General features: G+C 69.2%; 16 protein-coding genes. 4 read left to right on the top strand and 12 right to left on the bottom strand.

Annotated elements, in window-relative coordinates; translation table 11 throughout:
• The first annotated feature begins 267 nt into the window (after positions 1-267).
• Entirely contained in the window at positions 268-2703 is a 2436-nt protein-coding gene (locus ACWD6R_RS33845; protein ID WP_451822218.1) for a SpoIIE family protein phosphatase, read from the top strand.
• A 91-nt stretch (positions 2704-2794) separates the two neighbouring features.
• On the opposite strand, the gene pssA is transcribed toward ACWD6R_RS33845, so the two are convergent.
• From pssA to ACWD6R_RS33795, 10 genes are all read right to left on the bottom strand, one after another.
• Positions 2795-3649, bottom strand: coding sequence for a CDP-diacylglycerol--serine O-phosphatidyltransferase (gene pssA / locus ACWD6R_RS33840; protein ID WP_451822216.1), 855 nt, complete (start codon positions 3647-3649; stop codon positions 2795-2797).
• On the bottom strand, positions 3636-4283 hold the full coding sequence (locus tag ACWD6R_RS33835; RefSeq protein WP_393305339.1) for a phosphatidylserine decarboxylase: 648 nt from the start codon (positions 4281-4283) through the stop codon (positions 3636-3638). Before ACWD6R_RS33835 ends, pssA begins: the two co-directional genes overlap by 14 nt.
• A gap of 181 nt (positions 4284-4464) precedes the next feature.
• Positions 4465-5670, bottom strand: a complete 1206-nt coding sequence (locus ACWD6R_RS33830) for an acyl-CoA dehydrogenase family protein (RefSeq protein WP_451822215.1) — start codon at positions 5668-5670, stop codon at positions 4465-4467.
• Positions 5671-5672: 2 nt separating this feature from the next.
• Entirely contained in the window at positions 5673-6200 is a 528-nt protein-coding gene (locus ACWD6R_RS33825; RefSeq protein WP_451822214.1) for a MaoC family dehydratase, read from the bottom strand.
• Positions 6201-6202: 2 nt separating this feature from the next.
• Complete coding sequence (locus ACWD6R_RS33820; protein ID WP_327243402.1) at positions 6203-7222, bottom strand: HpcH/HpaI aldolase/citrate lyase family protein; 1020 nt, start codon at positions 7220-7222, stop codon at positions 6203-6205.
• A complete protein-coding gene (locus ACWD6R_RS33815; RefSeq protein WP_451822213.1) occupies positions 7219-9231 on the bottom strand; it encodes a protein meaA in 2013 nt (670 codons plus the stop codon). The genes ACWD6R_RS33820 and ACWD6R_RS33815 overlap by 4 nt, the downstream gene beginning before the upstream one ends.
• A 1-nt stretch (position 9232) precedes the next feature.
• Positions 9233-10666 (bottom strand): crotonyl-CoA carboxylase/reductase, encoded by a 1434-nt coding sequence (gene ccrA / locus ACWD6R_RS33810; protein ID WP_451822212.1) that lies wholly within the window; start codon positions 10664-10666, stop codon positions 9233-9235.
• A gap of 353 nt (positions 10667-11019) precedes the next feature.
• Positions 11020-11817, bottom strand: a complete 798-nt coding sequence (locus ACWD6R_RS33805) for a GNAT family N-acetyltransferase (protein WP_451822211.1) — start codon at positions 11815-11817, stop codon at positions 11020-11022.
• Between the two features lie 127 nt (positions 11818-11944).
• On the bottom strand, positions 11945-12760 hold the full coding sequence (locus ACWD6R_RS33800; RefSeq protein ID WP_451822210.1) for a TetR family transcriptional regulator: 816 nt from the start codon (positions 12758-12760) through the stop codon (positions 11945-11947).
• 199 nt (positions 12761-12959) lie between these two features.
• Entirely contained in the window at positions 12960-14741 is a 1782-nt protein-coding gene (locus ACWD6R_RS33795) for a 3-hydroxyacyl-CoA dehydrogenase family protein (RefSeq protein WP_451822217.1), read from the bottom strand.
• A gap of 358 nt (positions 14742-15099) precedes the next feature.
• Here ACWD6R_RS33795 and ACWD6R_RS33790 point away from each other — a divergent pair, with 358 nt between their 5' ends.
• A complete protein-coding gene (locus ACWD6R_RS33790; protein ID WP_451822209.1) occupies positions 15100-15687 on the top strand; it encodes an adenylosuccinate lyase in 588 nt (195 codons plus the stop codon).
• A gap of 70 nt (positions 15688-15757) precedes the next feature.
• Here the strand turns inward: ACWD6R_RS33790 and ACWD6R_RS33785 are convergent, their stop codons facing one another.
• A complete protein-coding gene (locus tag ACWD6R_RS33785; RefSeq protein ID WP_451822208.1) occupies positions 15758-17350 on the bottom strand; it encodes an alpha/beta hydrolase in 1593 nt (530 codons plus the stop codon).
• A gap of 211 nt (positions 17351-17561) precedes the next feature.
• Here ACWD6R_RS33785 and ACWD6R_RS33780 point away from each other — a divergent pair, with 211 nt between their 5' ends.
• Both ACWD6R_RS33780 and ACWD6R_RS33775 read left to right on the top strand, forming a co-directional pair.
• The gene (locus ACWD6R_RS33780; RefSeq protein ID WP_451822207.1) at positions 17562-23654 is read left to right on the top strand and encodes a DNRLRE domain-containing protein; all 6093 of its coding nucleotides are present in this window, start codon (positions 17562-17564) and stop codon (positions 23652-23654) included.
• A 1-nt stretch (position 23655) separates the two neighbouring features.
• Complete coding sequence (locus tag ACWD6R_RS33775) at positions 23656-23937, top strand: DUF7336 domain-containing protein (RefSeq protein WP_366134509.1); 282 nt, start codon at positions 23656-23658, stop codon at positions 23935-23937.
• A gap of 510 nt (positions 23938-24447) precedes the next feature.
• On the opposite strand, the gene ACWD6R_RS33770 is transcribed toward ACWD6R_RS33775, so the two are convergent.
• Complete coding sequence (locus tag ACWD6R_RS33770) at positions 24448-25320, bottom strand: recombinase family protein (RefSeq protein WP_451822206.1); 873 nt, start codon at positions 25318-25320, stop codon at positions 24448-24450.
• Positions 25321-25976 lie beyond the last annotated feature (656 nt).

Here is a 25976-nt window from a genome sequence, read left to right as displayed (position 1 = left end):
GTCTTCCCGGCCCACCGCAAGCCCATCAACCGACCGTCACACGATCGAGCTAAAACGACCTCGTGCATGCTCCCAGCCAAGCAGCTGTCAACCCCTGAGCTCGGTCCGGCGCGCACGGAACTTCTGCCCGCCGCCCGCCTCGGCACAGGCACCGAGGTGCGCCGCGGGCGGGCCGGGGCGCATCCTGGCTGTGTGACCTCGTACGGCCTGCCCCCGTACCCTCCGCCCGAGAACGTGGTGGTGCCGGGGAGGGCGAGCGGCGGCGGGGTGCCGGACGAATTGTCCCTGGTGCTCGCGCAGGCCGCAGTGAGCGCGATCGAGTCCGCTGGTGGGTATGCCGGCGGCATATATCTGTGCTCCCGTGACCCCGAGCTGCTGCGCCTCTCCGTGCTCGCCGGGCTGCCGACCCAGCTGTTCCACCCCTGGTGGCGCATGCATGTGAACCGGCCCTTCCCCGTGGCCGAGGCGTACCGCTCGGGGAAGCCCGTCCACCTCGCCGACGCCGAGGAGGGCATGCGCCGGTTCCCGCAGCTGATGGCGGGCATGCCGTTCCCGTTCGGTTCGCTGTACGTGCCCGTCTTCGGCGGCCAGGAGAAGTTCGGCGTTCTCGTGGTGCTGCGCCCGGCCACCCCCGGCAAACCCGTCTCGCACGCCGACCGGCGCGCGCTCCGCGACATCGCCCATCGGCTCGGTGCGGAGCTCGCCGGACTGGCGGCCGGGAGCACCAAGGTCGTATGGGACGGCGAGCCGGTCCCCGTGCAGCTGCCCTCCGTCACCGTGCCACCGGTACGGATCGGGCACTTCGACTGGGACCTCGAAACCGGTGCCGTCGACGCCGACGCGGAGCTGTGCGGGATCCTCGGCACCGAGCCCGCGCGGTTCCCGGGCACCGTCGACGCCCTTATGGCACTGCTGGCACCGGAGGACGTGTACGGACTGTGGACCCTCGCCCGCCGGGCGGCGAGCGCGGGCGGACCGCTCGTACGCAGGATGCGGTTGCGCGGCCCCGACGGCCGGACCAACCTCCTGGAACTCTCCAGCCGCTGGGCCCAGCCACCGCACAGCAGCGCGGCCGGGACACTGGCCGGATTCCTGGTGGACCTCGGGGCCGGACCGGTCATCGCCGAGGCCGCCGACCGGCTCCCGCACGGCATCTTCTCGCTCGACCGGCTCGGACGGATCACCTACGTCAACCAGCCGGCGGAGGAACTGCTCGGCCGGCAGCGGGCCGAGCTGCTCGGAAGCCTCCTGTGGGAGGCCCTGCCGTGGTTCGGGCATCCCGCCTACGAGGACCACCACCGGGCCGCACTGCTGTCCCACGAACCCGTGCACTTCCTCGCGCGCCGCACCGAGCGGGACTGGCTGGCGGTGTCCCTGTACCCGGGCCACGACGGCGTGACCGCCACACTCTCCGCCACGGAAGAGCCCTCCTTCCCGCCGGGCGACTCCGTCGCATTGGGCGAGGGCCTGGGTTCCCCGGTGGAGGGCGCGGCCGGGGTGTACCGTCCCGTCGCCCTCGCGATCGCGCTGACGGAGGCCGTCACCGCCCGCCAGGTGTCCGCGGTGGTCACCCAGGAGCTGCTCCCCGCGTTCGGCGGCAGGCAGCTGGCGATCTACCTGCTGAATGAACGCCACCTCTACCTGGCCTGGGAGACCGGATTCCCGCACGGCTTCCTGAACCGCTTCGACGGCGTCGGGCTCGACGCCCATCTGCCCGGCGTCGAGACGCTCACCTCCGGCCGCCCCATCTTCTTCGAATCCATGCAGCGCCTGGCCTCCGCCTACCCCGGCATTCCCCTGGACAAGAGCGTCGGCGCCCGCGCCTTCCTGCCGCTCATCGCCTCCGGGCGGCCCGTCGGCTCCTGCATCCTCGGCTTCGACCGGCCGCGAGGCTTCAGCCCCGAGGAACGCACGGTTCTCACCGCGCTCGCCGGACTCATCGCCCACGCCCTCAAACGAGCCCAGCGGTACGACACCGAGTCTGCCGTGGCCCGCGGCCTGCAGAACGCCCTGCTGCCGCACCGGCTGCCCGTACTCGACCAGGTCGACACCGCGGGGCGGTACCTCCCCGGCACCCAGGGCATGGACATCGGCGGCGACTGGTACGACGTCATCGAGACCGACCGGGGGCTGGCCCTGGTCATCGGGGACGTCCAGGGGCACGGTGTCGCCGCCGCGGCGACGATGGGCCAGCTGCGCAGCGCCGTACGCGCCTTCGCGCTCAGCGGGCACGACCCGCAGGAAGTGATGAGCGGCACCAACCGGCTGCTCATCGACCTCGACCCGGGCCAGATCGCCAGCTGCTGCTACATCGTCCTCGACCCCGCCACCGGTCGGACGCAGCTCGTCCGGGCCGGGCACCCGCAACCCCTGCTGCGCCATCCCGACGGCACGACCGAGGTCCTGGAACTCCCCGGCGGGGTGGTGCTCGGCGTCACCCCTGACGCCACCTACCCCGTCAGCAGTCTGCGGCTGCCCCCGGGCGCGATCCTTGCGCTCTACACCGATGGACTGGTCGAGCAGGCGGGGGCCGATATCGACGACGGCGTCGAGCGGCTGCGCGGCATCATCGAGGCAGCCGACGCGCCGTCCCTCGCCGGCATGGCGGACCTGGTGATCGGGGAGGCGAGACGGGAGCCCGACCGCCCCGACGACATCGCCGTCCTGCTCGCCGCCCGCTGGGTCCGCGCGCGGGGCGCGTAGCGGGTGCCCGACCGGACAAGCGCGAGGGCCCGGGTGCTGGGGAAGCACCCGGGCCCTCGTCGTACGTTCTGTGCGGCTCCGCCGCGCAGCCCTAGGGCAGCTGAGCCGCCCGGGCCTCGCGCCGGTTGTCGCGGAAGGTGTTCACCCGCCGCGCCGTCGCGAAGAGCGGGATGACCGCTCCCAGGACCACCTGCAGCGCGCAGCCGGTCTGCAGGAGCAGGTGACCGCCGGGGGCATCGAACGCCCATGCGGCGAGCAGGCCCATCGCGGCCACGATCCAGCTGAGCATTGCCACCGCGAGGACTCCCCGCGGCTTCGGGTACTCGACCCGGCTGACCATCAGCCACGCCACTCCGATGATCGCGAGGAGCGTCGGTACGAAGGGCAGCTCCAGGAGCACGATCGAGACGACCGTGAGCGCTCCGAAGGGGCTCGGCATGCCCTGGAACATGCCGTCCTTCATGGTCACGCAGGAGAATCTGGCAAGTCTCAGCACCACGGCAAGCAGGACGACGATCGCCGCGAGCGCCGACACCCGCTCGTATGCGTCGTCCGCGACCATGCCGTACACGAGCACGAAGTACGCCGGGGCCAGCCCGAAGCTGATCAGGTCCGAGAGGTTGTCCAGCTCCGCACCCATCGGCGAGGAGCGGAGCTTGCGCGCCACCAGCCCGTCGAAGAGGTCGAAGACCGCGGCGAGGAGCATCAGGATCACGGCGGTGGCCGCAGAGTGCCGGGCCATGCCGCTTTCGTCGCTGCCCGTGAGGTGCGGGATGAGGATTCCCGTGGTGGTGAAGTACACCGCCATGAAACCGCACGTGGCGTTGCCGAGAGTAAGGGTGTCCGCTATCGACAGCCGCAGAGAGAGCGGCATGTCCTCGACGTCGTCCTCGCACTCGCTCTCCGGCACCCAGCCGGCCTGCGTGTCGGGATCAATCACGGTCAATTCGAGTCACCCCCGCGGTGGTGGCCTGGCCGACCTCGACCGCGACCTCGACACCCTCCGGAAGGTAGATGTCGACCCGGGAGCCGAAGCGGATCAGACCGATGCGCTCGCCCTGCTCGACCTTCGTGCCCTGCGGGAGGTACGGGACGATGCGACGGGCGACCGCACCCGCGATCTGCACCATCTCGATGTCGCCGAGCTCCGTGTCGAAGTGCCAGACAACGCGCTCGTTGTTCTCGCTCTCCTTGTTGAACGCCGGAACGAACCCACCGGGGATGTGCTCGACCGATGTCACGGTGCCGGCCAGCGGCGCGCGGTTGACATGGACGTTCAGCGGGCTCATGAAGATCGCGACGCGGGTGCGTCCGTCCTTCCACGGCATGATGCTCTGCACCACACCGTCAGCCGGAGAGATGACCCGGCCCTGGGTGATCTCGCGCTCGGGGTCGCGGAAGAACCACAGCATGCCCGCCGCGAGGGCGGTGGTGGGCACGGCCACCGCGGCCCAGCGTCCGGACCTGCGGGCCCGGGCGAGGCTGAGGGCCGCGGTGGCGACGGTCGGGAGGAGCCACGGCGAAGCTCCGCGCGCAAGGCGGACCCCGCCGCGTGGTGCAGAGGTTTGGCTGTCGGGCATGGATGACCTTCGTAGCGGATGAGGCCGCGCTGGCAACGGGGGACGGCGGCTTTTCCGGCGATGTTATCGGTTGCGGGCCGCAACTGGGCAAGCCAGCAGCCGAGTCGGACGGCTTGAAGGCACCGGCAAAGGATGGCAGGGTGTGATCTTCTTCGCGGCGAAATCGCCTCGAAGGGGACAATTAGCCCTGGAACCGGTACTCCTCGAGGAGTCGGCGCCCAATGATCATTTTCTGGATCTCGGCGGTACCTTCACCGATCAGCAGCATCGGGGCCTCCCGGTAGAGGCGCTCGATCTCGTACTCCTTGGAGAAGCCGTAGCCGCCGTGGATGCGGAAGGCGTCCTCGACGACTTCCTTGCAGTACTCGGAGGCGAGGTACTTCGCCATCCCTGCCTCCAGGTCGTTTCGTTCTCCGGAGTCCTTTTTGCGTGCTGCATTGACCATCATTGCATGGGCGGCTTCGACCTTGGTGGCCATTTCGGCCAGCTTGAACTGGATGGCCTGGTGCTGGGCGATCGGCTTTCCGAAGGTGTGGCGCTGCTGAGCGTAGGAAACACCCAGTTCGAATGCACGCTGCGCGACACCGCAACCACGCGCGGCCACATTTACCCGGCCGACCTCGACGCCGTCCATCATTTGGTAAAATCCGCGGCCGGTGGTGCCGCCGAGTACGCGATTGGCCGGAATGCGCAGTCCGTCCATGATGAGTTCGGTCGTGTCGACGCCCTTGTAACCCATCTTGTCGATCTTTCCGGGGATGGTGAGCCCCGGCCGGACCTCGCCGAAGCCCGGTTCCTTCTCCACCAGGAAGGTCGTCATCGACTTGTGCGGGGCCGTGCCCTCGGGGTGGCCTTCGTCACTCCGGCACAGTACGGCGACGAGCGAGGACGTGCCGCCGTTCGTCAGCCACATCTTCTGGCCGTTCAGGACGTACTCGTCGCCGTCCCTGACGCCCTTGGAGGTGATCGCGGAGACGTCGGAGCCCAGCGCCGGCTCGGACATCGAGAACGCGCCCCGGACCTCGCCCAGCGCCATTCGGGGCAGGAACGTGTCCTTCTGCTCCTGGGTGCCGTGCTGCTTGAGCATGTACGCCACGATGAAGTGCGTGTTGATGATTCCCGACACGCTCATCCAGCCGCGGGCGATTTCCTCCACGCAGAGCGCGTATGTGAGAAGCGACTCACCCAGACCCCCGTACTCCTCGGGAATCGTCAGCCCGAACAGGCCGAGTTCCTTGAGTCCCTCGACGATCTCCGTCGGGTACTCGTCGCGGTGCTCCAGTTGGGTCGCGACAGGAAGGATCTCCTTGTCGACGAAATCCCGGACCGTGGAGAGGATTTCCTGCTGGATGTCGTTCAGGCCGGCGGTCTGGGCGAGTCGCGTCATGGCTACTTCTCCACGTTCTTCTGCGAAGGCTGGTTCAACTCCGGGCGGCCGGGCTGCTCTCCGCCGCGCTCCTTGATGTACGTCTCGGTGGGGACCATCACCTTGCGGCGGAACACGCAGACGAGCGTCCCGTCCTGCTTGTAGCCCCTGGTCTCCACGTAAACGATTCCGCGGTCGCTCTTGGACTTTGACGGAGTCTTGTTGAGAACGGTCGTCTCGCCGTAGATCGTGTCGCCGTGGAAGGTCGGCGCGACATGCTTCAGCGACTCGACCTCCAGGTTGGCGATCGCCTTGCCGGAGACGTCCGGCACGGACATGCCGAGCAACAACGAGTAGATGTAGTTGCCAACTACAACGTTCTTGCCGAAATCGGTCGTCTTCTCCGCGTAGTTGCTGTCCATGTGCAGCGGGTGATGATTCATGGTCAGCAGACAGAAAAGATGGTCGTCGTACTCGGTGACCGTCTTTCCGGGCCAGTGCTTGTACACCGCACCGACCTCGAACTCCTCATAGGTACGTCCGAACTGCATGATCAGGCCTCCGGCGCTTCGAACTTGGAGGTGCGCTGCATACCGGCCGCGCGGCCCTTGCCCGCGATGACGAGCGCCATCTTCCGGCTGGCCTCGTCGATCATCTCGTCGCCGAGCATCGCCGAACCCTTCTTGCCGCCCTTTTCCGAGGTGCACCACTCGTATGCGTCGAGGATCAGCTCGGCGTGGTCGTAGTCCTCCTGCGAGGGCGAGAACACCTCGTTGGCCGCGTCGACCTGACCGGGGTGCAGCACCCACTTGCCGTCGAAGCCCAGCGCCGCCGCACGGCCTGCGACCTCGCGGTACGCGTCCACGTCACGGATCTGCAGGAAGGGGCCGTCGATCGCCTGGAGGTCGTGCGTACGGGCCGCCATCAGAATGCGCATCAGGATGTAGTGGTACGCGTCCGCGCCGTAGCCGGGCGGCTGCTGACCGACGACCAGGGTCTTCATGTTGATCGACGCCATGAAGTCGGCCGGGCCGAAGATCAGCGTCTCCAGGCGCGGCGAGGCGGCGGCGATGTCGTCGATGTTCACCAGGCCCTTGGCGTTCTCGATCTGCGCCTCGATGCCGATCTTCCCGACCTCGAAGCCCATCGTCTTCTCGATCTGGGTCAGCAGGAGGTCGAGCGCGACGACCTGCTGGGCGTCCTGCACCTTCGGCAGCATGATGCAGTCGAGGTTCTGGCCCGCGCCCTCGACGACCGTGATCACATCGCGGTACGTCCAGTGCGTCGTCCAGTCGTTGACGCGGACGACCCGGGTCTTGCCCGTCCAGTCGCCATTGTTCAGAGCGTCGACGATGTGGTGCCGGGCGCCCTCCTTGGCGAGCGGAGCGCAGGCGTCCTCGAGGTCCAGGAAGACCTGGTCGGCGGGGAGGCCCTGGGCCTTCTCCAGGAACCGCGGGTTCGAGCCGGGCACGGCCAGACACGAGCGGCGGGGACGCAGGCGGTTCGGGAGGTGCGCGGCGGAGCCGCTCCCCGGAAGGGTGGTGGCGGGAGACGGGTGGGCGGGCTGGGTCATGCGGGGACCTCCAGAGGGTCGAGCTTGTTCGCTTTCCGGATCTCGTCGACGATACGGCCGATGATCTCCGTGATACCGAAGTCCTTCGGGGTGAAAACGGCGGCGACACCCGCCTCGATCAGCACGGCGGCATCGGCGGGCGGAATGATCCCGCCCGCGATCAGCGGGATGTCGTTCGCGCCGGCCTCGCGCAGCCGGATCAGTACGTCCGGCACCAGCGCGGCGTGCGAGCCGGACAGGATCGACAGCCCGACGCAGTGCACGTCCTCGGCGAGCGCCGCCGAGACGATCTGTTCGGGGGTCAGCCTGATCCCCTGGTAGACGACCTCGAACCCGGCGTCACGGGCCCGTACGGCGATCTGCTCGGCGCCGTTGGAGTGCCCGTCCAGGCCCGGCTTGCCGACCAGCAGCCGCAGCCGTCCGACGCCGAGGTCCTCGGCGGTGCGGGCGACCTTCTCCCGTACGAGAGCGAGCGGCGTGCCGGCCTCCGCGGTGACGGCGACCGGGGCGGACGAGACACCCGTCGGGGCCCGGAACTCGCCGAACACGTCGCGCAGCGCCCACGACCACTCGCCGGTGGTGACACCCGCGCGGGCGCACTCCACGGTCGCTTCCATCATGTTCTCGGTGCCGGCCGCGGCCTTCTTCAACGCCGCGAGGGCCTCGGAGGCGCGCGCCTCGTCACGGTGGTCGCGCCACTCGTGGAGCGCCGCGACCACCCTCGCCTCATTGGCGGGGTCGACCGTCATGATCGCGCCGTCGAGGTCCGCCGTGAGCGGGTTCGGCTCGGTCGTCTCGTAGATGTTGACGCCGACGATCTTCTCCTCGCCGCCCTCGATCCGGGCCCGCCGCTGCGCATGCGAGGAGACCAGCTCCGACTTCAGATAGCCGGACTCGACGGCCGCCATCGCGCCGCCCATCTGCTGGATCCGGTCGATCTCCGCGAGGGACTCGGTGACCAGGGAGTCGACCTTGGCCTCGATCACATGCGATCCGGCGAAGATGTCCTCGTACTCCAGCAGATCGCTCTCGTGCGCGAGGACTTGCTGGATGCGGAGCGACCACTGCTGGTCCCAGGGCCGGGGGAGCCCCAGCGCCTCGTTCCAGGCGGGCAACTGCACGGCCCGGGCGCGGGCGTCCTTGGAGAGGGTCACGGCCAGCATCTCCAGGACGATGCGCTGGACGTTGTTCTCCGGCTGCGCCTCGGTCAGTCCGAGCGAGTTGACCTGGACGCCGTAGCGGAATCGGCGCTGCTTGGCGTCGGTGATGCCGTACCGCTCGCGGGTGACCTGGTCCCAGATGCGGCCGAAGGCGCGCATCTTGCACATCTCCTCGATGAAGCGGACGCCGGCGTTCACGAAGAAGGAGATGCGGGCGACCACATCGCCGAACTTCTCCTCCGGCACCTGGCCCGAGTCGCGCACGGCGTCCAGGACCGCAATGGCCGTCGACATGGCGTACGCGATCTCCTGGACCGGAGTGGCACCCGCCTCCTGCAGGTGATAGCTGCAGATGTTGATCGGGTTCCACTTCGGGATGTGGTTGACCGTGTACGTGATCATGTCGGTGGTCAGCCGCAGCGAGGGACCGGGCGGGAAGACATGCGTCCCGCGCGAGAGGTACTCCTTGACGATGTCGTTCTGCGTGGTGCCCTGGAGCTTCGTTGCGTCGGCGCCCTGCTCCTCGGCGACCACCTGATAGAGCGCCAGCAGCCACATCGCGGTGGCGTTGATCGTCATCGAGGTGTTCATCTGTTCCAGCGGTATGTCCTGGAACAGCCGCCGCATGTCACCGAGGTGCGAGACGGGCACGCCGACCCGGCCGACCTCGCCGCGGGCGAGGATGTGGTCGGGGTCGTAACCCGTCTGGGTCGGCAGGTCGAAGGCGACCGACAGACCCGTCTGGCCCTTGGCGAGGTTGCGCCGGTAGAGCTCGTTGGACGCCTCGGCGGTCGAGTGACCGGCGTACGTCCGCATGAGCCACGGGCGGTCCTTCTGACGCCCACTCATGTCAGACGTCCTGGCTGTGCTTATTGGTCCGCTCCGCTGACGCGTCACGGCTGTGCTTATTGGTCCGCTCCGCTGACGCGTCACGGAACAGGTTGATGGCGTCGATGTGCTGCTCGCGCAGCTCCTCGTTGCGCACACCCAGACCCTCGCGCGGGGCCAGCGCCAGGACGCCGACCTTGCCCTGGTGCAGGTTGCGGTGCACGTCGTACGCGGCCTGGCCGGTCTCCTCCAGGGAGTAGACCTTCGACAGCGTCGGGTGGATCTTGCCCTTGGCGACCAGCCGGTTGGCCTCCCACGCCTCGCGGTAGTTGGCGAAGTGGGAGCCCACGATCTTCTTCAGCGACATCCACAGGTAGCGGTTGTCGTACTCGTGGTTGTAGCCCGAGGTCGAGGCGCAGGTGACGATCGTGCCGCCCTTGCGGGTCACGTACACCGAGGCGCCGAAGGTCTCGCGGCCCGGGTGCTCGAAGACGATGTCGACGTCCTCGCCGCCGGTCAGCTCACGGATGCGCTTGCCGAACCGCTTCCACTCGCGCGGGTCCTGGTTGTGCTCGTCCTTCCAGAATTTGTAGCCCTCGGCGTTGCGGTCGATGATCGCCTCTGCGCCCATCTTCCGGCAGATGTCCGCCTTCTGCTCGCTGGAGACGACACAGATCGGGTTGGCGCCACCGGCCAGCGCGAACTGCGTGGCGTATGAACCGAGTCCGCCGCTGGCGCCCCAGATCAGCACGTTGTCGCCCTGCTTCATGCCGGCGCCGTTGCGCGAGACGAGCTGGCGGTACGCGGTGGAGTTGACCAGGCCCGGAGCCGCGGCCTCCTCCCAGCTGAGGTGCTGCGGCTTCGGCATCAGCTGGTTGGACTTGACAAGTGCGAGCTCTGCCAGGCCGCCGAAGTTGGTCTCGAAGCCCCAGATCCGCTGCTCGGGGTCGAGCATCGTGTCGTTGTGGCCGTCCGAGGACTCCAGTTCGACCGAGAGGCAGTGCGCGACGACCTCGTCGCCGGGGTGCCAGGCGTTGACGCCGGGGCCGGTGCGCAGGACGACGCCCGCCAGGTCCGAGCCGATGACGTGGTACGGCAGGTCGTGGCGCTTGGTGAGCTCGCTGAGCTTTCCGTAGCGCTCCAGGAACCCGAAGGTGGAGAGCGGCTCGAAGATCGAGGTCCAGACGGAGTTGTAGTTCACCGAGCTGGCCATGACGGCGACCAGCGCCTCACCGGGCCCGAGCTCCGGAACCGGCACCTCGTCGAGGTGCAGCGACTTGCGGGGGTCCTTGTCGTGGGTGGCGAGCCCGGCGAACATCTCCGTCTCGTCCTTGTGCACGGTCACCGCGCGGTACGACTCAGGGATGGACAGGGCCGCGAAATCTGCGGCGGTGCCCGCGGCGGAGCCGCCTTTCGATTCCGTCTGCGATTGGATCGCGTCCAGGATTTCCTTCACGGTGTGCCTCCGGTGAAGCTGCGTCGAGGGACGCTTGAGGGTCCCTGCCAACGGGGGTGCGGTGCGGTGTGGAGGTGCTGCCGTCGGTTCGGCTGGTAAAGCTTCGGCTTGCTCTCGTGGAGCAGAAGGGTTTGCCTGTGACGCAGGCGCCCGGGCGCGCAGGCACATGGCTTGCGGGGACAGCCGGCGTACGTGAGGTCTCTGCACGCCGGCCCCCGGACAACTTCAACGTATGGCACTCCGTGACACCTGGCAAGGCACTCGGTGCCAATAATTTCTCTCAGTCGTCATCCGCTGGGCACGCATGAGCAGCAACGGCGCTGTTTCGCGTCGTTCTGTCCCCCTGAGTCCGGTCAGGCCGGGCGCCGGTACACATACGGCGTGGTGGTGGACAGGGCCCGGAAACCGAGCCGCTGGAGGATCGGTCTGCTCAGGTCGGTCGCGTCGACCTGCAGATACCGGAAGCCACGCTCGGCGGCGATCCGGGCACGGTAGGCGACCAGCGCCCGGTAGATGCCCCTCCCGCGCCACGGTTCCACGGTCCCGCCGCCCCAGAGCCCCGCAAAGCCGGTGCCCGGGTACAGCTCCATCCGGGCCGAGCTCACCGGCTCGTCGCCCACCATGGCCAGCACCCCGACGAAGCTGTCCGGGGCCTCGGTCAGCCGCGCCAGCACCTGGTGCCGCAGCCGCGACCAGTCCGAGCCGAACGCCCGCTCGTGGGCCGCGGCCATCAGCTCCACACCGGCCGCATCCGACACCGTGCGCAGCGTGACCCCCTCGGGGAGCTCCACGGCCGTCGGGACGTCCGCGACCGGGGCGACCAGGAGGGTCTCCGGCGGCTCCGCGACGAAGCCGGCGCCCACCAGCCGCTGCCCCAGGTCGGCCGGCCGGTCGTGCGCGTACAGCTTCCACTCGAACTCGTCGTGGCCGAGCGCCGTGAAGTGCTCCACCTGCTCGGCGATGGCCGCATCCGCCCGTACGGCGTCCAGACCGGGGGCCGACCAGACGACACCGTTCCAGTCGTCGGCCGCCCCGGCCTGCCGTACGACGTCGGCGGTGCGCTCGACGCGGACGCCGGGCCCGTCGGGGCGGGCGTGCTCGCGCAACTCGCGGTCGAAGAGAGTCAGCAGGATGTCGCGATCATGAGTCATCCGCCCACCGGAACACGGCGGTACGGGCGCGGCAACCGGGTTTCTCCGCCCGGACGCGCGAACGCCGGACGGGCTCGACTGCGAGCCCGTCCGGCGACGGTGGAGCGGCCGGCCAACAGGCCCCCGCTCAGCGGTCCTTGAGCGCCTGCTGGATCGTGCGCATCACTTCGTCGAGCGGTGCGTCCGTCCGTGCCACCGCGACGAGCACCTCGCCCTCGGTGCTCACCGAAGCGGCGGGCGCCGGCGTCGATTCGGCCCCGGCGATGCGCCCGGCCCCGATGCCCGTCCCGAACGTGTCCCGGACGATCGCGAAGGCGTGGTCGAGCTGGGCCTCCACATCGCCCTGGCCGCCCGCCCTCAGCCAGCGGCGCAGCACATGGTTGTGCGCGGTGACGACAGCCGACGCCGCGACCTCCGCCAGCAGCGGGTCGTCGTTCCCGACATGGTGGTCGCGCTCGTCGAAGTGGCCCAGCAGATAGCGCGTGAACAGCCGCTCGTAACGGGCCACCGACGCGATCTCGGCCTCCCGCAGCGTGGGGACCTCACGGGTCAGCTTGTAGCGGGCCACCGAGACCGCGGGCTTGGCCGCGTACATCTTCATGACTTCTTTGATGCCGCGGCAGATGGTGTCGAGCGGGTGCTCGTGCGCGGGGGCGGCATTGAGGACGGCCTCGGCCCGGACGAGAGTGTCGTCGTGGTCGGGGAAGATCGCCTCTTCCTTGGAGCGGAAGTGCCGGAAAAAGGTCCGCCGGGCGACACCCGCGGCGCCCGCGATCTCGTCGACCGTCGTCGCCTCGTACCCCTTCGTGGCGAAGAGCTCCATCGCCGCGGCGGCCAGTTCGCGGCGCATTTTGAGCCGCTGGGCGGCGGCGCGCGTTCCTGCGGCACTTTCCGGGGCGTCGGGCGCGGCGGAGACACGGGGGGACCTGGCGGGCTGGGACATGGTGTGAACGTACTGCATCAGTGCAGGAGAGCGCGCCTGCGGGGGCGGGCCGCCCGGCCGTACGTCCCACGTCGGGGGCTGCGCGGGCGGATCGAGCGGCCCTCCCCATCCGGCTCCCGGCCCGGGAGCCGCCGGTGGCCCGGCCGGGCGCTCACGCCCGGCCGGAGCACCGGTCCGCCGTTCAGGCACCTGCCGGTCCTCAGCGCCGGGCATATTCGCGGAAGCCGCGCCCCGTCTTGCGGCCGAGGCAGCCGGCAGCCACCAGGTGCTCCAGCAGCGGCGCCGGGGCCAGGCCCGGGTCGCGGAACTCGCTGTGCAGCACCTTCTCGATGGCGAGCGAGACATCGAGCCCGACGACGTCCAGGAGCTCGAACGGGCCCATCGGGTAGCCGCCGCCCAGCTTCATCGCGGCGTCGATGTCGTCGAGGGTCGCGTAGTGCTCCTCGACCATCTTGATCGCGTTGTTGAGGTACGGGAACAGCAGCGCGTTCACGATGAATCCGGCCCGGTCCCCGCAGTCCACCGGGTGCTTGCGGATCTTCCCGCACACCTCACGGACGGTTGCGTGGACATCGTCCGCGGTCAGCACCGTACGGACCACCTCGACGAGCTTCATCGCGGGCGCCGGGTTGAAGAAGTGCATCCCGATGACGTCCTGCGGACGCGAGGTCGCCCGCGCGCACGCCACGACCGGCAGCGACGAGGTGGTGGTGGCGAGCACCGCGCCCGGCTTGCAGATCTTGTCCAGCGTGCCGAACAGCTGCTGCTTGACCGCCAGATCCTCGGCGACCGCCTCGACCGCGAGGTCGACATCGGCGAACGAGTCCAGCGAACCGGCAGCGGTGATCCGGCCCAGGGTCTCGTCCCGCGCCTCCGCCGTCAGCCGCCCCTTGGTGACCGAACGCTCCAGCGACTTGGCGATCCTCCCCTTCGCGGTGTCCGCCTTCTCCTGGCTGCGCGCGGCGAGCACCACGTCGTAACCGGCCTTCGCGAAGACCTCCGCTATACCCGAGGCCATCGTCCCGGAGCCCGCGACGCCCACCGACCGGACCGTGCGCCCGGCCTCCGCTCCGGCGCTCTCCAGCGGCGTCTGCGCGTCCGGCACCACCGTCTGGCTGCCCGGCGCCACGTACGTGTAGAAGCCGCGGCCCGCCTTGCGGCCGGTCAGACCTGCCTCGCTGAGCTGCTTGAGGATCGGAGCGGGGGCGTGCAGCCGGTCGTGCGACGCGGAGTACATCGCCTCCAGGACGGTACGCGCGGTGTCGACGCCGATCAGGTCGAGCAGCGCGAGAGGGCCCATCGGCAGCCCGCAGCCCAGCTTCATGGCCGCGTCGATGTCCTCACGGGAGGCGTAGTTCGCCTCGTACATCGCGGCAGCCTGGTTGAGGTAGCCGAAGAGGAGCCCGTCGGCGACGAAGCCCGGCCGGTCGCCCACCGCAACCGGTTCCTTGCCGAGCTCGCGGGCGAGCTCCGTGACCGCCTCGACGGCCGACGGCGCGGTCAGCACCGAGGAGACCACCTCGACCAGCTTCATCGCGGGCGCCGGGTTGAAGAAGTGCAGGCCCAGCACACGCTCGGGGTGCTGCGACTCGGCCGCAAGCCGGGTCACCGACAGGGCGTTCGTGCCGGTCGCCAGGATCGCGGTGGGGGAGACGATCGCGTCGAGCTCCCGGAAGAGCTGCTGCTTGATCTCGTACGACTCGGGAACGACCTCGATGACGAGCTGCGCGTCCGCCACGGCCTGCAGGTCGGAGAAGGTACGGAACCGGGCGAGCGCATCCAGGCGCTCCCCCTCGGTGATCCGCCCCTTCTTCACGGCGCGGGCGGTGGAGGCCTCCAGGGCGGCGACGGCCTGACGGGCGGCCGCCTCGCTGACGTCGATACCGATGACCTCGCGGCCGGCCCGGGTCAGGACCTCGGCGATGCCGATGCCCATGGTGCCGAGACCGACGACGGCGATGGTGGAGAGAGGGGTGTCCATCATGGGACTCCAGAGAATGAGTGACGACTGAGTGGGCGCACGGCGCGCACGGATCAGCTGGGGCCACAAGGGTCCAACCAGCGCATGGCGTGCGGGAATTGCGTGTCGAGGTGTTCCTGGCCGGAGGCGCGGGAGGCACGCCCGGACGGGAGAGGGGGTGACGGACTCTGTCCCGGAGTCGCGTCTCACAAAGCTGCCGAACCGACAAGCACTCCGGGTGGCTGCGTCACCAGGCCACTGGAGTCGGCGGGGAGTGTGTCCCGCTCACATGAGATTAACCGGCGAGTAACGAGCGCGCCAGCCCCGAGTCGCTGTGCGCCGGCTCACACTCACCGTGGCCGCCGATACCCTCAGGGTCATGGACGAGGAGTTCCGGTCGCTGACCGACCGGCTGGCGGACGAGGCGGGGGAGTCGGCGGCGTACCGCAGACTGCTCGCCACCGACGACGACGAGGAACTGGCCCGGGTCCTCGTCGAACGGGAGCGACCGCTCTGGGCGCGCGAGATCGCCGCGTTCCGGCTCGGCTGCGGCGGGGACCGACGGGCCTTCGAGGCACTGGTCCTGCTGCTCAACCACCGCGACCCGGAGCGCTGCGTCTCCGCGGCCCACGCCCTGGTGCGCCTGGGCGACCCCCGCACCCCGCGTGCCGCCGCCGCGCTCGCGACGAACACCCTGCGCACCGCGTACGCCCTGCACCCGGTCCGTCTGCTCACCGCCCTGCGGGCCCCCGAGTCCGTCCCGGCGCTGATCAGCACCCTGGAGCGGCTGCTGGGGCCGGACGAGCCGCACTGGCGGGTCGCGCTGGCCTGTGTGGAGGGTCTGGGGCAGCTCGGCGACGCGCAGGCCCGCCCGGTCCTGGAGGCGGCACTGCCGCACCCCAGGCTGGCCGGAGCGGCGGAGCGGGCGATCAGCCGGCTGCCGTCGCCGGGCGCGTCCGGCGATTGAGGACGCAGCAGCGGCCGGGCGGGTCCGGCTCCCTTCGCCGTACCCGGTCCCGGCCCCGGCCCCGGTCCCCTCAGCCGTGGAAGCCGAGCAGCCCGTGCAACGTGCCGCCCTTGCTGTCCGCACGCTTCGCCGACTTCGCCGCCTCGGCGGTCAGCGGCTTCGGGTCGGGCGACGTCCCGCACACCGCATCCGCGTCGGCGAGGCTGCCGTCGCCGCGAGGGACGGTGCCCTTGGCGAGATAGTCCGTCAGATATTTGTCCAGGCATGCGTTGCCGCTCAGCGTGACACCGTGGTTGCCGCCGCCCTGCTCGACGACCAGGCTGGAGCCGCGGAGCCGCCGGTGCAGGGTGACCCCGCCCGCGTACGGTGTGGCCGCGTCCTCCGTGGCCTGGAAGAGCAGCGCCGGCGGGAGCGCGTGGTTCGAGACCCGCACCGGATTCAGCGGCTGCACCGGCCAGGAGGCGCACGGTGCGTTGTACCAGGTGTTGCTCCAGGCGTAGAAGGGCGCTTTGGCGTGCACCTTCCAGCTGTCGTTGCGCCAGGTGTTCCAGCTCAGCGGCCACCGGGAGTCGCGGCACTGCACGGCCAGGTACACGGAGTAGCCGTTGTCGCCCTTCGCGTCGACGGCACCGAGCCGGTCGTACGCGGCGACGAGGGCGTCCTGGTCCTTGTGGTTCACGTACGCGGCGAACGCGTCGGCCAGATAGGGCCAGTACCCCTTGTAGTAGCCGCCCGGCAGGAAGGTGTCCTCCAGCTCGCTCGGGCCGACCTTCTTGCCCGCGGGCTGTTTCCGCACCGCGTCGCGCATCCGGTACCAGGCCGCCTCGACCCTCGCCGGGTCGTTGCCGAGCCGGTACGTCTCGTCGTGCTTCGCCACCCATGCGGCGAACGCCTTCTGGCGGGCGTCGAACGCGTAGTTCTGGCCGATGTTGTCCTCGTACCAGACCCCTTCCGGGTCGACGTTCGAGTCGAGCACCAGCCGCCGCACCCGCTGCGGGAACAGCTTCGCGTACACCGCGCCCAGGTACGTACCGTACGAGTACCCGAAGTAGTTGATCTTCGGGGCGCCGGTGGCCTGCCGGATCACATCGAGGTCCTTGGCGGCGCTGACCGTGTCCATGTACGGCAGCAGGTCGGGGTACTTCCTGCCGCACTCCGCGGCGAAGTTGCGCGCCCGGTCGCGGCGGGTGCGCTCGTCGGCGAGGGTCTGCGGCACCGAGTCGGGCCGCGGCGGCTTGAAGTACTTGGGTACACAGTCCAGCGCCGGCGAGCTCTTCCCGACCCCGCGCGGGTCGAACCCGATCACGTCGTACTGCGCGGCGACGTCCTTCGGGAGCGAAGAGGCCACGAACCCGGCCATGGTCAGCCCGCTGCCGCCGGGACCCCCGGGGTTGACGAACAGCGGGCCCTGCGAGGTCTTCGCGGTGTGCGGGATCCGGGACAGGGCGAGGGTGATCCGCCGACCCGACGGATCGTCATGATTGAGCGGTGTACTGACCTTTGAGCACTGCAGTTTCGGATACACCTTGGTGCCGCAGTCGGTCCAGCGGAGTTGCGCGGCATGCGGTGCGACGTCGGTGGCGGCCGCCGGGGACGGCACGGCGGTCACCAGACCGGCGACCGTCGCACCGACGGCGATCAGAATTCCTGAACGATTCGTCATATGGCCTCCCGTGGTGGAGGGAATGCGGCTGCGTGTGGCACAGCCCCCGCCGCATGCTCCCCACATTCGGACACGGAAGGACATGATCGGGTGAGAGTTGACCCGTTTGCCGGGGTGGTGACGGAGACTCAGAGCAGGGTCAGCTCGGTGGACCCGGGACCGTCCGGCGGCGACTGCCGGTCGCGCCGTTCCTGCTGGACGGAGATCCGGCGTGCCTCGCCGCGACGCGCCGGGCCGCAGATGGAGGACGAGCGGGGTCACCGAGCTCGCCCCGGCGTCGGCGAGCGGTCATCGTGTCGAGGCTGCCGCAGAGCGGTCGGAGACCGCGACGACGTGGGTGAATCCCGACGGATCGCTGACGGCGGAGATCACGGCGGGGCCGACCCGGTTCCAGAAGGACGGCAAGTGGCTGCCGGTCGACTTGGACCTCGTGGCCGACGCCTCGGGTGTGCGCCCGCAGGGGCACCCCCGCGGCCTGACGCTGGCGCGGGGCGGGCTGCAGGGCGAGCCGTCCCTGGCCGCGGCGCAGAAGAGCGTCGGCCGTGACCTGGTGACGCTGGGCAGCGGCGGCGATCGGGTGTCGCTGCAGTGGAAGGGTGTCCTGCCGACTCCGACGCTGGAGGGGCGGACGGCGACGTACCGGGATGCCTTCCCCGGCGCGGATCTGGTGGTCTCCGCGACGCGTACGGGCTTCGAGCAGTACGTGGTGCTCCGGGAGCGGCCGGAGGCGGGCTTCAGCTACACGCTGCCGTTGTCGTCGCCCGGGTTGAAGGTCCGTCAGGCAGCTGGTGGGTCGGTGGAGTTCACCGATGCCCGCGGTGCGGTGCGGGCGGTGATGCCGGCGCCGGTGATGTGGGACGAGCAGGTCGACGCCCGCTCGGGGGACCGGGTGAACCGGGCCCGGGTGGCGATGAAGGTCGTCGCCCGCAAGGGCGGCGCGGACCTGGTCCTCACACCGGACGCCGACTACCTCGCGGCCCCTGCCACGCAGTACCCGGTCACGATCGACCCGTCGACGACGGCCCTGGCCGGTTTGTTCGACACCTACGTCCAGCAGGGCGAGACCACCGACCTGTCCGGGGACGTCGAGCTGGACTGGGGCAACCCGGGGACGACGAACGCCGACGGGACACCCCGCACCGCGCGGTCCTTCGTGACATGGAAGACCGCACCGCTGGCGGACGCGGTGGTCTCCTCGGCGAAGCTGTCGCTGTTCAACTTCCACTCGGCGAACACCGACTGCCTGGCCTACCCGTGGGAGGTGTGGTCCACCACGACCGCCTCCACCTCAAGCCGGTGGACGGCGCAGCCGACCTGGGAGACGAAGTACGCGACGTCCACCGAGACCAAGGGCAACGCGGCGTGCACGGCGGACAGCTGGATCAACGCGGACGTCACGTCCCTGGCCCAGTCGTGGGCGACGGCCGCTGCGGACACCTCCACGCTCGGGCTGCGGGCGTCCAGTGAGACCGTGGTGGCGCAGTGGAAGCGGGTGAACTCCGCGCAGGCGGCGTCGAATCCGCCGAAGCTGACGGTGACGTACAACCAGCGCCCCCGGGCCGGCACCAAGCAGGAGGCCGGACCGCCGTTCTTCTCCTACTCCGGCGCCTACACCGTCTCCACCACGACGCCGACACTGCGGGACACGTTCGTGGACCCCAACGGCGACAAGGTCACCGGCACCTTCCAGGTCTACAACTCCGCCGGCACCACGCAGATCGGCTCCAACATCGTCTCGACCGCGGTCGCCTCCGGGTCGGCGGCATCGGTGAAGGTGCCCTCCGGGCTCCTGACCAACGGCACCACCTACACGTTCCGCACCATCGCCGGTGACGGCGCCCTGACCGGCAGCACCTGGTCGGCCTGGAAATCCTTCACCGTCGACACCACCGCCCCCTTTGCACCGGCGTCGGTCACCTCCACCGACTACCCGAGCAGCAGCTGGGTCAAGGGCGCCGGCCAGGCCGGCTCCTTCACCGTCACCCCGCCGGCCGGCACCGACCACAACTGGATCGAATGGTCCCTCGACGGCGCCACCTGGACGAAGATCGCCACCGGCGGCGCGTCCACGGCCAAGACGTTCAGTGTCACACCGGCGACCAACGGCACCCACGTCCTGGCCGTGCGCAGCGTCGACAAGGCCGACAACCGCTCCGAGGAAGTCGAGTACACCTTCCACGCCGGCGCCGGCGGCATCATCAGCCCCGACCCCGGCACCCGCACCCCCCGCCGCCTTCTGCTCCAAGCCGAGGCGGACGCCACCAAGTACACCTCCGTGTCCTTCTCCTGGCGCCGATCGGCTGCCGACGGCTGGGTGGCGATCCCGCCCGGTGACGTCACCTCCGGCGGCACCCCGCTGACCACGTGGCCGGTGGCAGCGCCTTCGGGGAAGAACGCCCCGCTGGTGTGGAACGCCAGCGACACCGTCAACCCCGACGGCGCCATCGAGATCAAAGCCGACTTCACCGGGACCGGCTACCCCACCCAGTCCGCCCCCGCCCAGACCGCCGTCGTCGACCGGGCCGCATCGGGAGCGGCGACGACCTCCGTCGGACCGGGCCAGGTGAACCTGCTGACCGGCGAGTTCAGCCTCGCCGCCACCGACGCCTCGGCCTTCGGCCTGACCGTGACCCGGTCGGCGGCCTCCCGGCACCCCGACGCCCGTACCCAGGGCCAGGCTCCGATCTTCGGCAAGGAATGGACCACCGGCATCGCCGCCGAGACCACCGGTGCCAGCGACACCCACATCCGGCGCGTCACCGACACCGCCGTCGACCTCGTCGACTCCGACGGCTCCAGCATCCACTTCACCGCCAACGCCGCCGCCACCGGATGGATCCCCGAACCCGGCTACGAGTACCTGACCCTGACCGGCTCAGTGGCCACCTCCTTCACGCTGGCTGACACCGACGGCACGGTCAGCACCTACGTCAAGCCGACCTCCGCCACCACCTGGCAACTGGCCACCACCCTCCTGGACGGCCTGACGAACTCCACCGCCACCGTCCAGACGGAGACCGTCGTCTCGGGGCCGTCCACCCTGGCGCGGCCCAAGCGGCTCATCGCCCCCACCACCGCCGCCACCGCCGCCACCTGCGCGGCCACCCCCTCCACCAAGGGCTGCCGCACCCTGGAGTTCGTCTACGCCACCTCCACCACCGCCACCTCCAGCGCCCTGGGCGACTACACCGGCCAGGTCAAGGAACTGCGTCTGTGGGCCACCGCCCCCGGTGCCGCCACCGCCACCAGCCGCACCGTCGCCGCCTACTCCTACGACACCTCCGGCCGCCTGTGCGAGACCTGGAACCCCCAGATCACCCCGGCGCTCAAGACCGCCTACACCTACGACACCGACGGCCGCGTCCTGACCCTGACCCCGCCCGGCCTCCTGCCGTGGACCTTCACCTACGGCACCGCCGGCACCAGCACCGCCGCCGGCCCCGGCATGCTCCTCACCGCTTCCCGACCCACCCTCCAGGCCGGCACCTCCTCCACCATCTCCGGTACCGCCACCACCAGCGTCGTCTACGACGTACCCCTCACCGGCAGCTCAGCACCCCGCTCCATGGACGCCGGAGACGTCTCCGACTGGGGCCAGCGCACCGCACCCACCGACGCCACCGCCCTCTTCCCCGCCGACGCCACGCCCGCCTCGCACGTCGGTACGTCCCTGACCTCCGGCAGCTACAGCCGGGCCACCGTCACCTACCTCGACGCCTCCGGCCGCACCCTGAACACCGCCGAGCCCGGCGGGCACATGAACGCCGTAGGCTACGACCGGTTCGGCAACACGGTCCGCGAGCTCACCCCGGCCAACCGGGCCCTCAGCCTGGGGACGACCACCGCCCAGCAGACCGTCCTGGCCGACCTCGGCATCGAATCCCTCGACACCGCCGACCGCGCCGACCTCCTCGCCACGAACAACTACTTCGACCCCACCGGGACACGCCTGCTGGAGGCGTTCGGCCCGCTCCATCGCGTCGACCTCACCGCTGACCTCAAGGACGGCACCACGGTGCTGATCCCGGCCGGAACGTCCGTGCCCGCCCAGTCCTGGACGGTCAACGAGTACGACACCGGGCGGCCCACCAACGGCACCGCCGTCATCAGGGATGCCCTCACCCTGGCCATCGTCGGCGCCCGCGTCCGTGGCTACGACTCCCTCATGGCCGACAAGCGCCTCACCGAGATCCAGTACGACTGGGGGCTGGGCCTGCCCAACCTCACGATCGCGGATACCGGCGGGCTGAACATCAACACCTCCGCCGACTATGACGCCCAGGGCCGCGTCATCGCGGCCAGTCTCCCCGGCAGTACCGGAAGCGACGCCGCCACCACCATCACGGAGTACTGGACCGCGACGGGTACCGGATGGTGCCAGGGACGGCCCGAATGGGCCGACCTGCCCTGCTGGACCGGCCCGGCCGGAGCCATCACCGGCGGCGGCAGCAACCCGACCCACCGGGCCGACACCACCACCGAGTACGACTACTACGGCAGCGTCGCCCAGACCACCGAAACCTCCGGCGACACCGAGCGCCTGACCTTCTACACCTACGACGCCGCCGGACGAATCATCAACTACTCGATGACCGACGGCCTGGGAGCCACCGTCCCCGAACAGGACACCTACTACGACACCGCCACCGGCCTGGTGGACGAGACGTCCTCGTGGAACACCGCCTCGGCCGGCGCGATCTACCGCGACTACGACGCCCTGGGCCGCCCCACCAACTACACCGACGCCTCCGGCTCCACCACGACCACCACCTACGACAACCTCGACCGAACCGTCACCATCACCGACGGGGTCCCCTCCACCACCACCTACACCTACAACCACACCACCGAACCCCGCGGCCTGCCCACCACCATCACCGACTCCGTCGCCGGCGCCTTCACCGCCACCTACGACCCCGACGGCCGCACCACCCAGCAGACCCTCCCCGGCGGCTACACGGCGCGCACCCAGTACGACACCACGGGCGCCGCCCTCGCACGCCTCTACACCCGCGACAGCGACGGCACCACGGTCTACTCCGACACTGCCACCTACTCCGCGCACAGCCAGGTCACCCGCCACACCGGCTGGACCACACAGGAGTTCACGTACGACGCCGTCGGCCGGCTCACCCGCACCGACGACACCGCACAGACCGAATGCACCCGCCGCACCTACACCCTCGACCAACGCTCCAACCGAACCGCCCAGACCACCGGCACCGCAGCCAGCGGCGCCGCCTGCTCCACCGCACCACAACCCAGCACCACCCACACCTACGACACCGCCGACCGCATCACCGACACCGGCTACACCTACGACGACCTCGGCCGCACCCTGACCGCCCCCGGTCACGGCAGCATCGACTACTACGCCAACGACCTCGTCCGCCGCCAGACCAACGGCACCACCCGCCAGACCTGGACCCTCGACGCCGCCTTCCGCCACCAGAGCTGGACCGTAGAGACCAGCGACGGCACCACCTGGACCACCACCGCCGACAAGACCAACCACTACGCCGACGACAGCGACACACCCCGCTGGATCAGCGAATCCGCCACTGCCGGCGACATCACCCGCTACATTCCCGGAACCGACGGAACCCTCGCCGCCACCAGCTCCACCAGCGGCCCGGCAATCCTCACCCTGACCGCCCTCCACGGCGACATCGCCCTCTACCTCCCCCTCGACACCAACCAGGCCCCCACCACCTCCGACACCGACGAATTCGGCAACCCCCGCACCGAGACAGCCCCCCGCTACAACTGGCTCGGCGCCCATCAACGCAGCAGCGAAACCCTCACCGGACTCACCCTCATGGGAGCCCGCCTCTACAACCCCAACACCGGCCGCTTCCTCAGCACCGACCCCATCCACGGCGGAAGCTGCAACGCCTACGACTACACCTGCGGCGACCCCATCAATCTCGTCGACCTCGACGGACGCATGGCTGCCATTGCGCTGGCCGGTCTGGCTGTCACTGGCATCAGCGCGGGAACGGTGCTCTCCATCATCGGCGTGGCCGCAGTCGTAGCGATCATCGGCCTCATCTGGTGGTATGGGAAAGCCTGGGCCATCAACAAGGTCAGAACCCTCTGGCGGGAGTCAAGGAAGTCGGACAAGGCAAAGAAGAACGATGTGCCTGACTTCGCCAAGGGAGAACGCAGAGGAAAGGGCGAGAGCCTCGACAAAGCAACCGATCGAGTCATGAAGAAGGGAGGCTACAGGCCGCCTTACAAGAAAGGCTCAGGGAGCGTCTACAGCAAGGTACGGAAGCATCTCTCAAGCAGGGGAAGGGCATAGATTGATTCCGGAAGAGACCCGCTACCTCCTATGGCACGTCCACCATAGTGCCGATGACGGTGGCGGCATCCGCCACTTCGAATCGGAGGAGGATTTCTGGGCGGACGAAGAAGAGGGTGACGATGTCAAGCTCCTCGGCGTCTACTCCAGTCGCAAAAAAGCGCAGGAGCGAATCGGAGAAGCCCGGAAACTCCCAGGCTTCTCCGAAGAGCCCAACTGCTTTCACATCGACTCCTACACCGTGGATCACGACGAATGGGGCGAAGGATTCGTGACGGAGTAGAGCACCCCGCTTGCATGGATCGATGAGACCGCATCAACGCGGGAACGGTGCTCTCCATCATCGGCGTGGCCGCAGTCGTAGCGATCACCGGCCTCATCTGGTGGTACGGGACAGCCTGGGCCATCAATAAGGTCAGAATCCTCTGGGCTAAGGCATCAAAGAAAAGCGGAAAGGAACGTGCCAGTGATGCCCCGAGCTTCGTCAGGGGTAAGCGGAAAATCCCCGGAAAGAGCTCATTGGAGCAGTAAACAGGAGGGCATGCTGGTGCCGGAATAGATCTTCTCGATGAGGGTGTCCCCGTGCTGGCGGAGAAGTTTGCGCAGGGCTGCGTAGTGATTCAGCGCGTCGGGTCGTGCGAGCTGGAACCAGGTGCTCGCCCGGCGCTGTCGCCAGGCTCGGCGAGTGTCCGGAGGCTGTTCGGCTTCGATGTGCCGTGGCGAGTGGGCCCCGAAGTCCTAGCCCGGACACCAGGGAACAAGTAACCCGCCAGTAGCTTTCGCGGCTCACGACTCATTGCGGGTTCGCTGCCGTGGCGACCTGTTCGTCGTGTTCGCGCAGCATCCGCATGACGGTGGCGGGCGAGGGGTGCTGTCCCTTCTTCGCGCCCGTGGTGATGACGAGCCGTTTGGCGATGTCGCGCAGGCTCATCTCCTGTTCGCGTAGGTGGAGGGCCATGGACAGCATGTCGTCGTCGGTGACGCCCGCGCCGCCGATGGTCTTGCCGCGCTTGCGGGCGGACTCGTGGCCTTCGAGGGTGCGGTCGCGGATGTACTCGCGCTCCATGCCGGACATGGCGGCCAGCACGGTGAAGACGATGCCGGACGGGTCGTGTGAGCCCTTGAGCTCCCCGGTGAGGAACTCCAGGCCGACGTCGCTGGCCTTCAGCTCTTCGGCGAGCATGGCGAGTTCGATGCCGCGGCCGAGGCGTTTGTGCTCGTGGACGACAAGGGTGACGGCGACGCCGGAGGAGCGGATCTCCCCGGCGAGCTTCACGGTGGCCTCCAGCTCGGGGCGCCTGGTGGCGCGGGTGGAGATCTTCTCCGAGAAGACGCGGGTGACCCCGGCTTCGGCGAGGGAGTCGAGCTGTGCGTCGAGTGACTGCCGGGCGGTCGAGGCGCGTGCGTAGCCGAGGCGGACGTGCCCGACCGGTTTGGCGTCGGCGCTCACCGGCCGGGGCAGCTCGGTCCACACCGACCCCGGCTTGCGTACGGCGGGGGTCGGCACGCTGAGCGCCTTGGCGAGTTGGGGCACGAGGCGGAAGCGCGCGGTGTGGTACTGGATCGCCACCTTGCCCTTACCGGTCCGGCACGGGGAGCCCGCGGGGGCGGCGCAGGTGGACATCGGGCAGTCGCGGGATTCCACGCCCTTGAAGTCGTCGCTCACGACTCCGGATCGTTTCATGAGGGTGTTTCAGACGCCTAGTTATTTGCAACAACTCATGAAACATGATCGCCGCAGGTGGACCACCGGACGGCCGCGTGTTTCATGAGCGGACACCTATGAAACAACCTCAGTGTCCGCGTTGTCGTCTCTTCGAGTCGGCGGACGTCCTCGCCACCGCCTACGACATCGATTCGCGCCTGTGACCTACCTGGCCGCTGGTGTGTGGCACGTTTCGCTCGTATTCCGATCCCACCCCCTGGACGTCCTCCGGCAGGGTCTGTCTGCCGCTGATGCTGTCTCGGGGCTCGGCGCCCGGATCCCCCGTGCTGTTGGAGCGCATACTCTTTCCTGTCTGTCCTGCCGGCCACGATTGCCCGGTTTGATGCTTGTCGTAAGAAGCCGTTTCTCAACCGGTCTTGGAGCGTGAGGGTCGAACAGAGTTCCTGGTCGGGTGATCTTTTGGCGGTGCGGGCATGAAGGCAGGGCCTCTCGGTAGCTCGGAGATGGGAATCGAACCGAGCAAGGCCGGGAGGCCCTGGTGTCGTTGTTGTACGCGCCCATGCCTGTGGAGTTCAACTCGGCTGTCGTGTCGTGCGATTGCCTCGCGCATGTGTACGGGAACGCGGCTGATCATCCGGACCGGGTACGCCGGTATC

The sequence above is a fragment of the Streptomyces sp. NPDC005151 genome, from assembly GCF_053599875.1.
The sequence above is the reverse complement of the archived record's forward strand: the minus strand, read 5'-3'. Positions and strand labels throughout refer to the sequence as shown.

Excerpts from the sequence above, each read along its gene's own strand:
- ACWD6R_RS33820 (WP_327243402.1), bottom strand. The coding sequence starts at position 7,222 with ATGACCCAGCCCGCCCACCCGTCTCCCGCCACCACCCTTCCGGGGAGC.
- ACWD6R_RS33805 (WP_451822211.1), bottom strand. The coding sequence starts at position 11,817 with ATGACTCATGATCGCGACATCCTGCTGACTCTCTTCGACCGCGAGTTG.
- ACWD6R_RS33795 (WP_451822217.1), bottom strand. The coding sequence starts at position 14,741 with ATGGACACCCCTCTCTCCACCATCGCCGTCGTCGGTCTCGGCACCATG.
- ACWD6R_RS33815 (WP_451822213.1), bottom strand. The coding sequence starts at position 9,231 with ATGAGTGGGCGTCAGAAGGACCGCCCGTGGCTCATGCGGACGTACGCC.
- ACWD6R_RS33825 (WP_451822214.1), bottom strand. The coding sequence starts at position 6,200 with ATGCAGTTCGGACGTACCTATGAGGAGTTCGAGGTCGGTGCGGTGTAC.
- ACWD6R_RS33835 (WP_393305339.1), bottom strand. The coding sequence starts at position 4,283 with ATGCCCGACAGCCAAACCTCTGCACCACGCGGCGGGGTCCGCCTTGCG.
- ACWD6R_RS33790 (WP_451822209.1), top strand. The coding sequence starts at position 15,100 with ATGGACGAGGAGTTCCGGTCGCTGACCGACCGGCTGGCGGACGAGGCG.
- ACWD6R_RS33830 (WP_451822215.1), bottom strand. The coding sequence starts at position 5,670 with ATGACGCGACTCGCCCAGACCGCCGGCCTGAACGACATCCAGCAGGAA.
- ACWD6R_RS33785 (WP_451822208.1), bottom strand. The coding sequence starts at position 17,350 with ATGACGAATCGTTCAGGAATTCTGATCGCCGTCGGTGCGACGGTCGCC.
- ACWD6R_RS33800 (WP_451822210.1), bottom strand. The coding sequence starts at position 12,760 with ATGTCCCAGCCCGCCAGGTCCCCCCGTGTCTCCGCCGCGCCCGACGCC.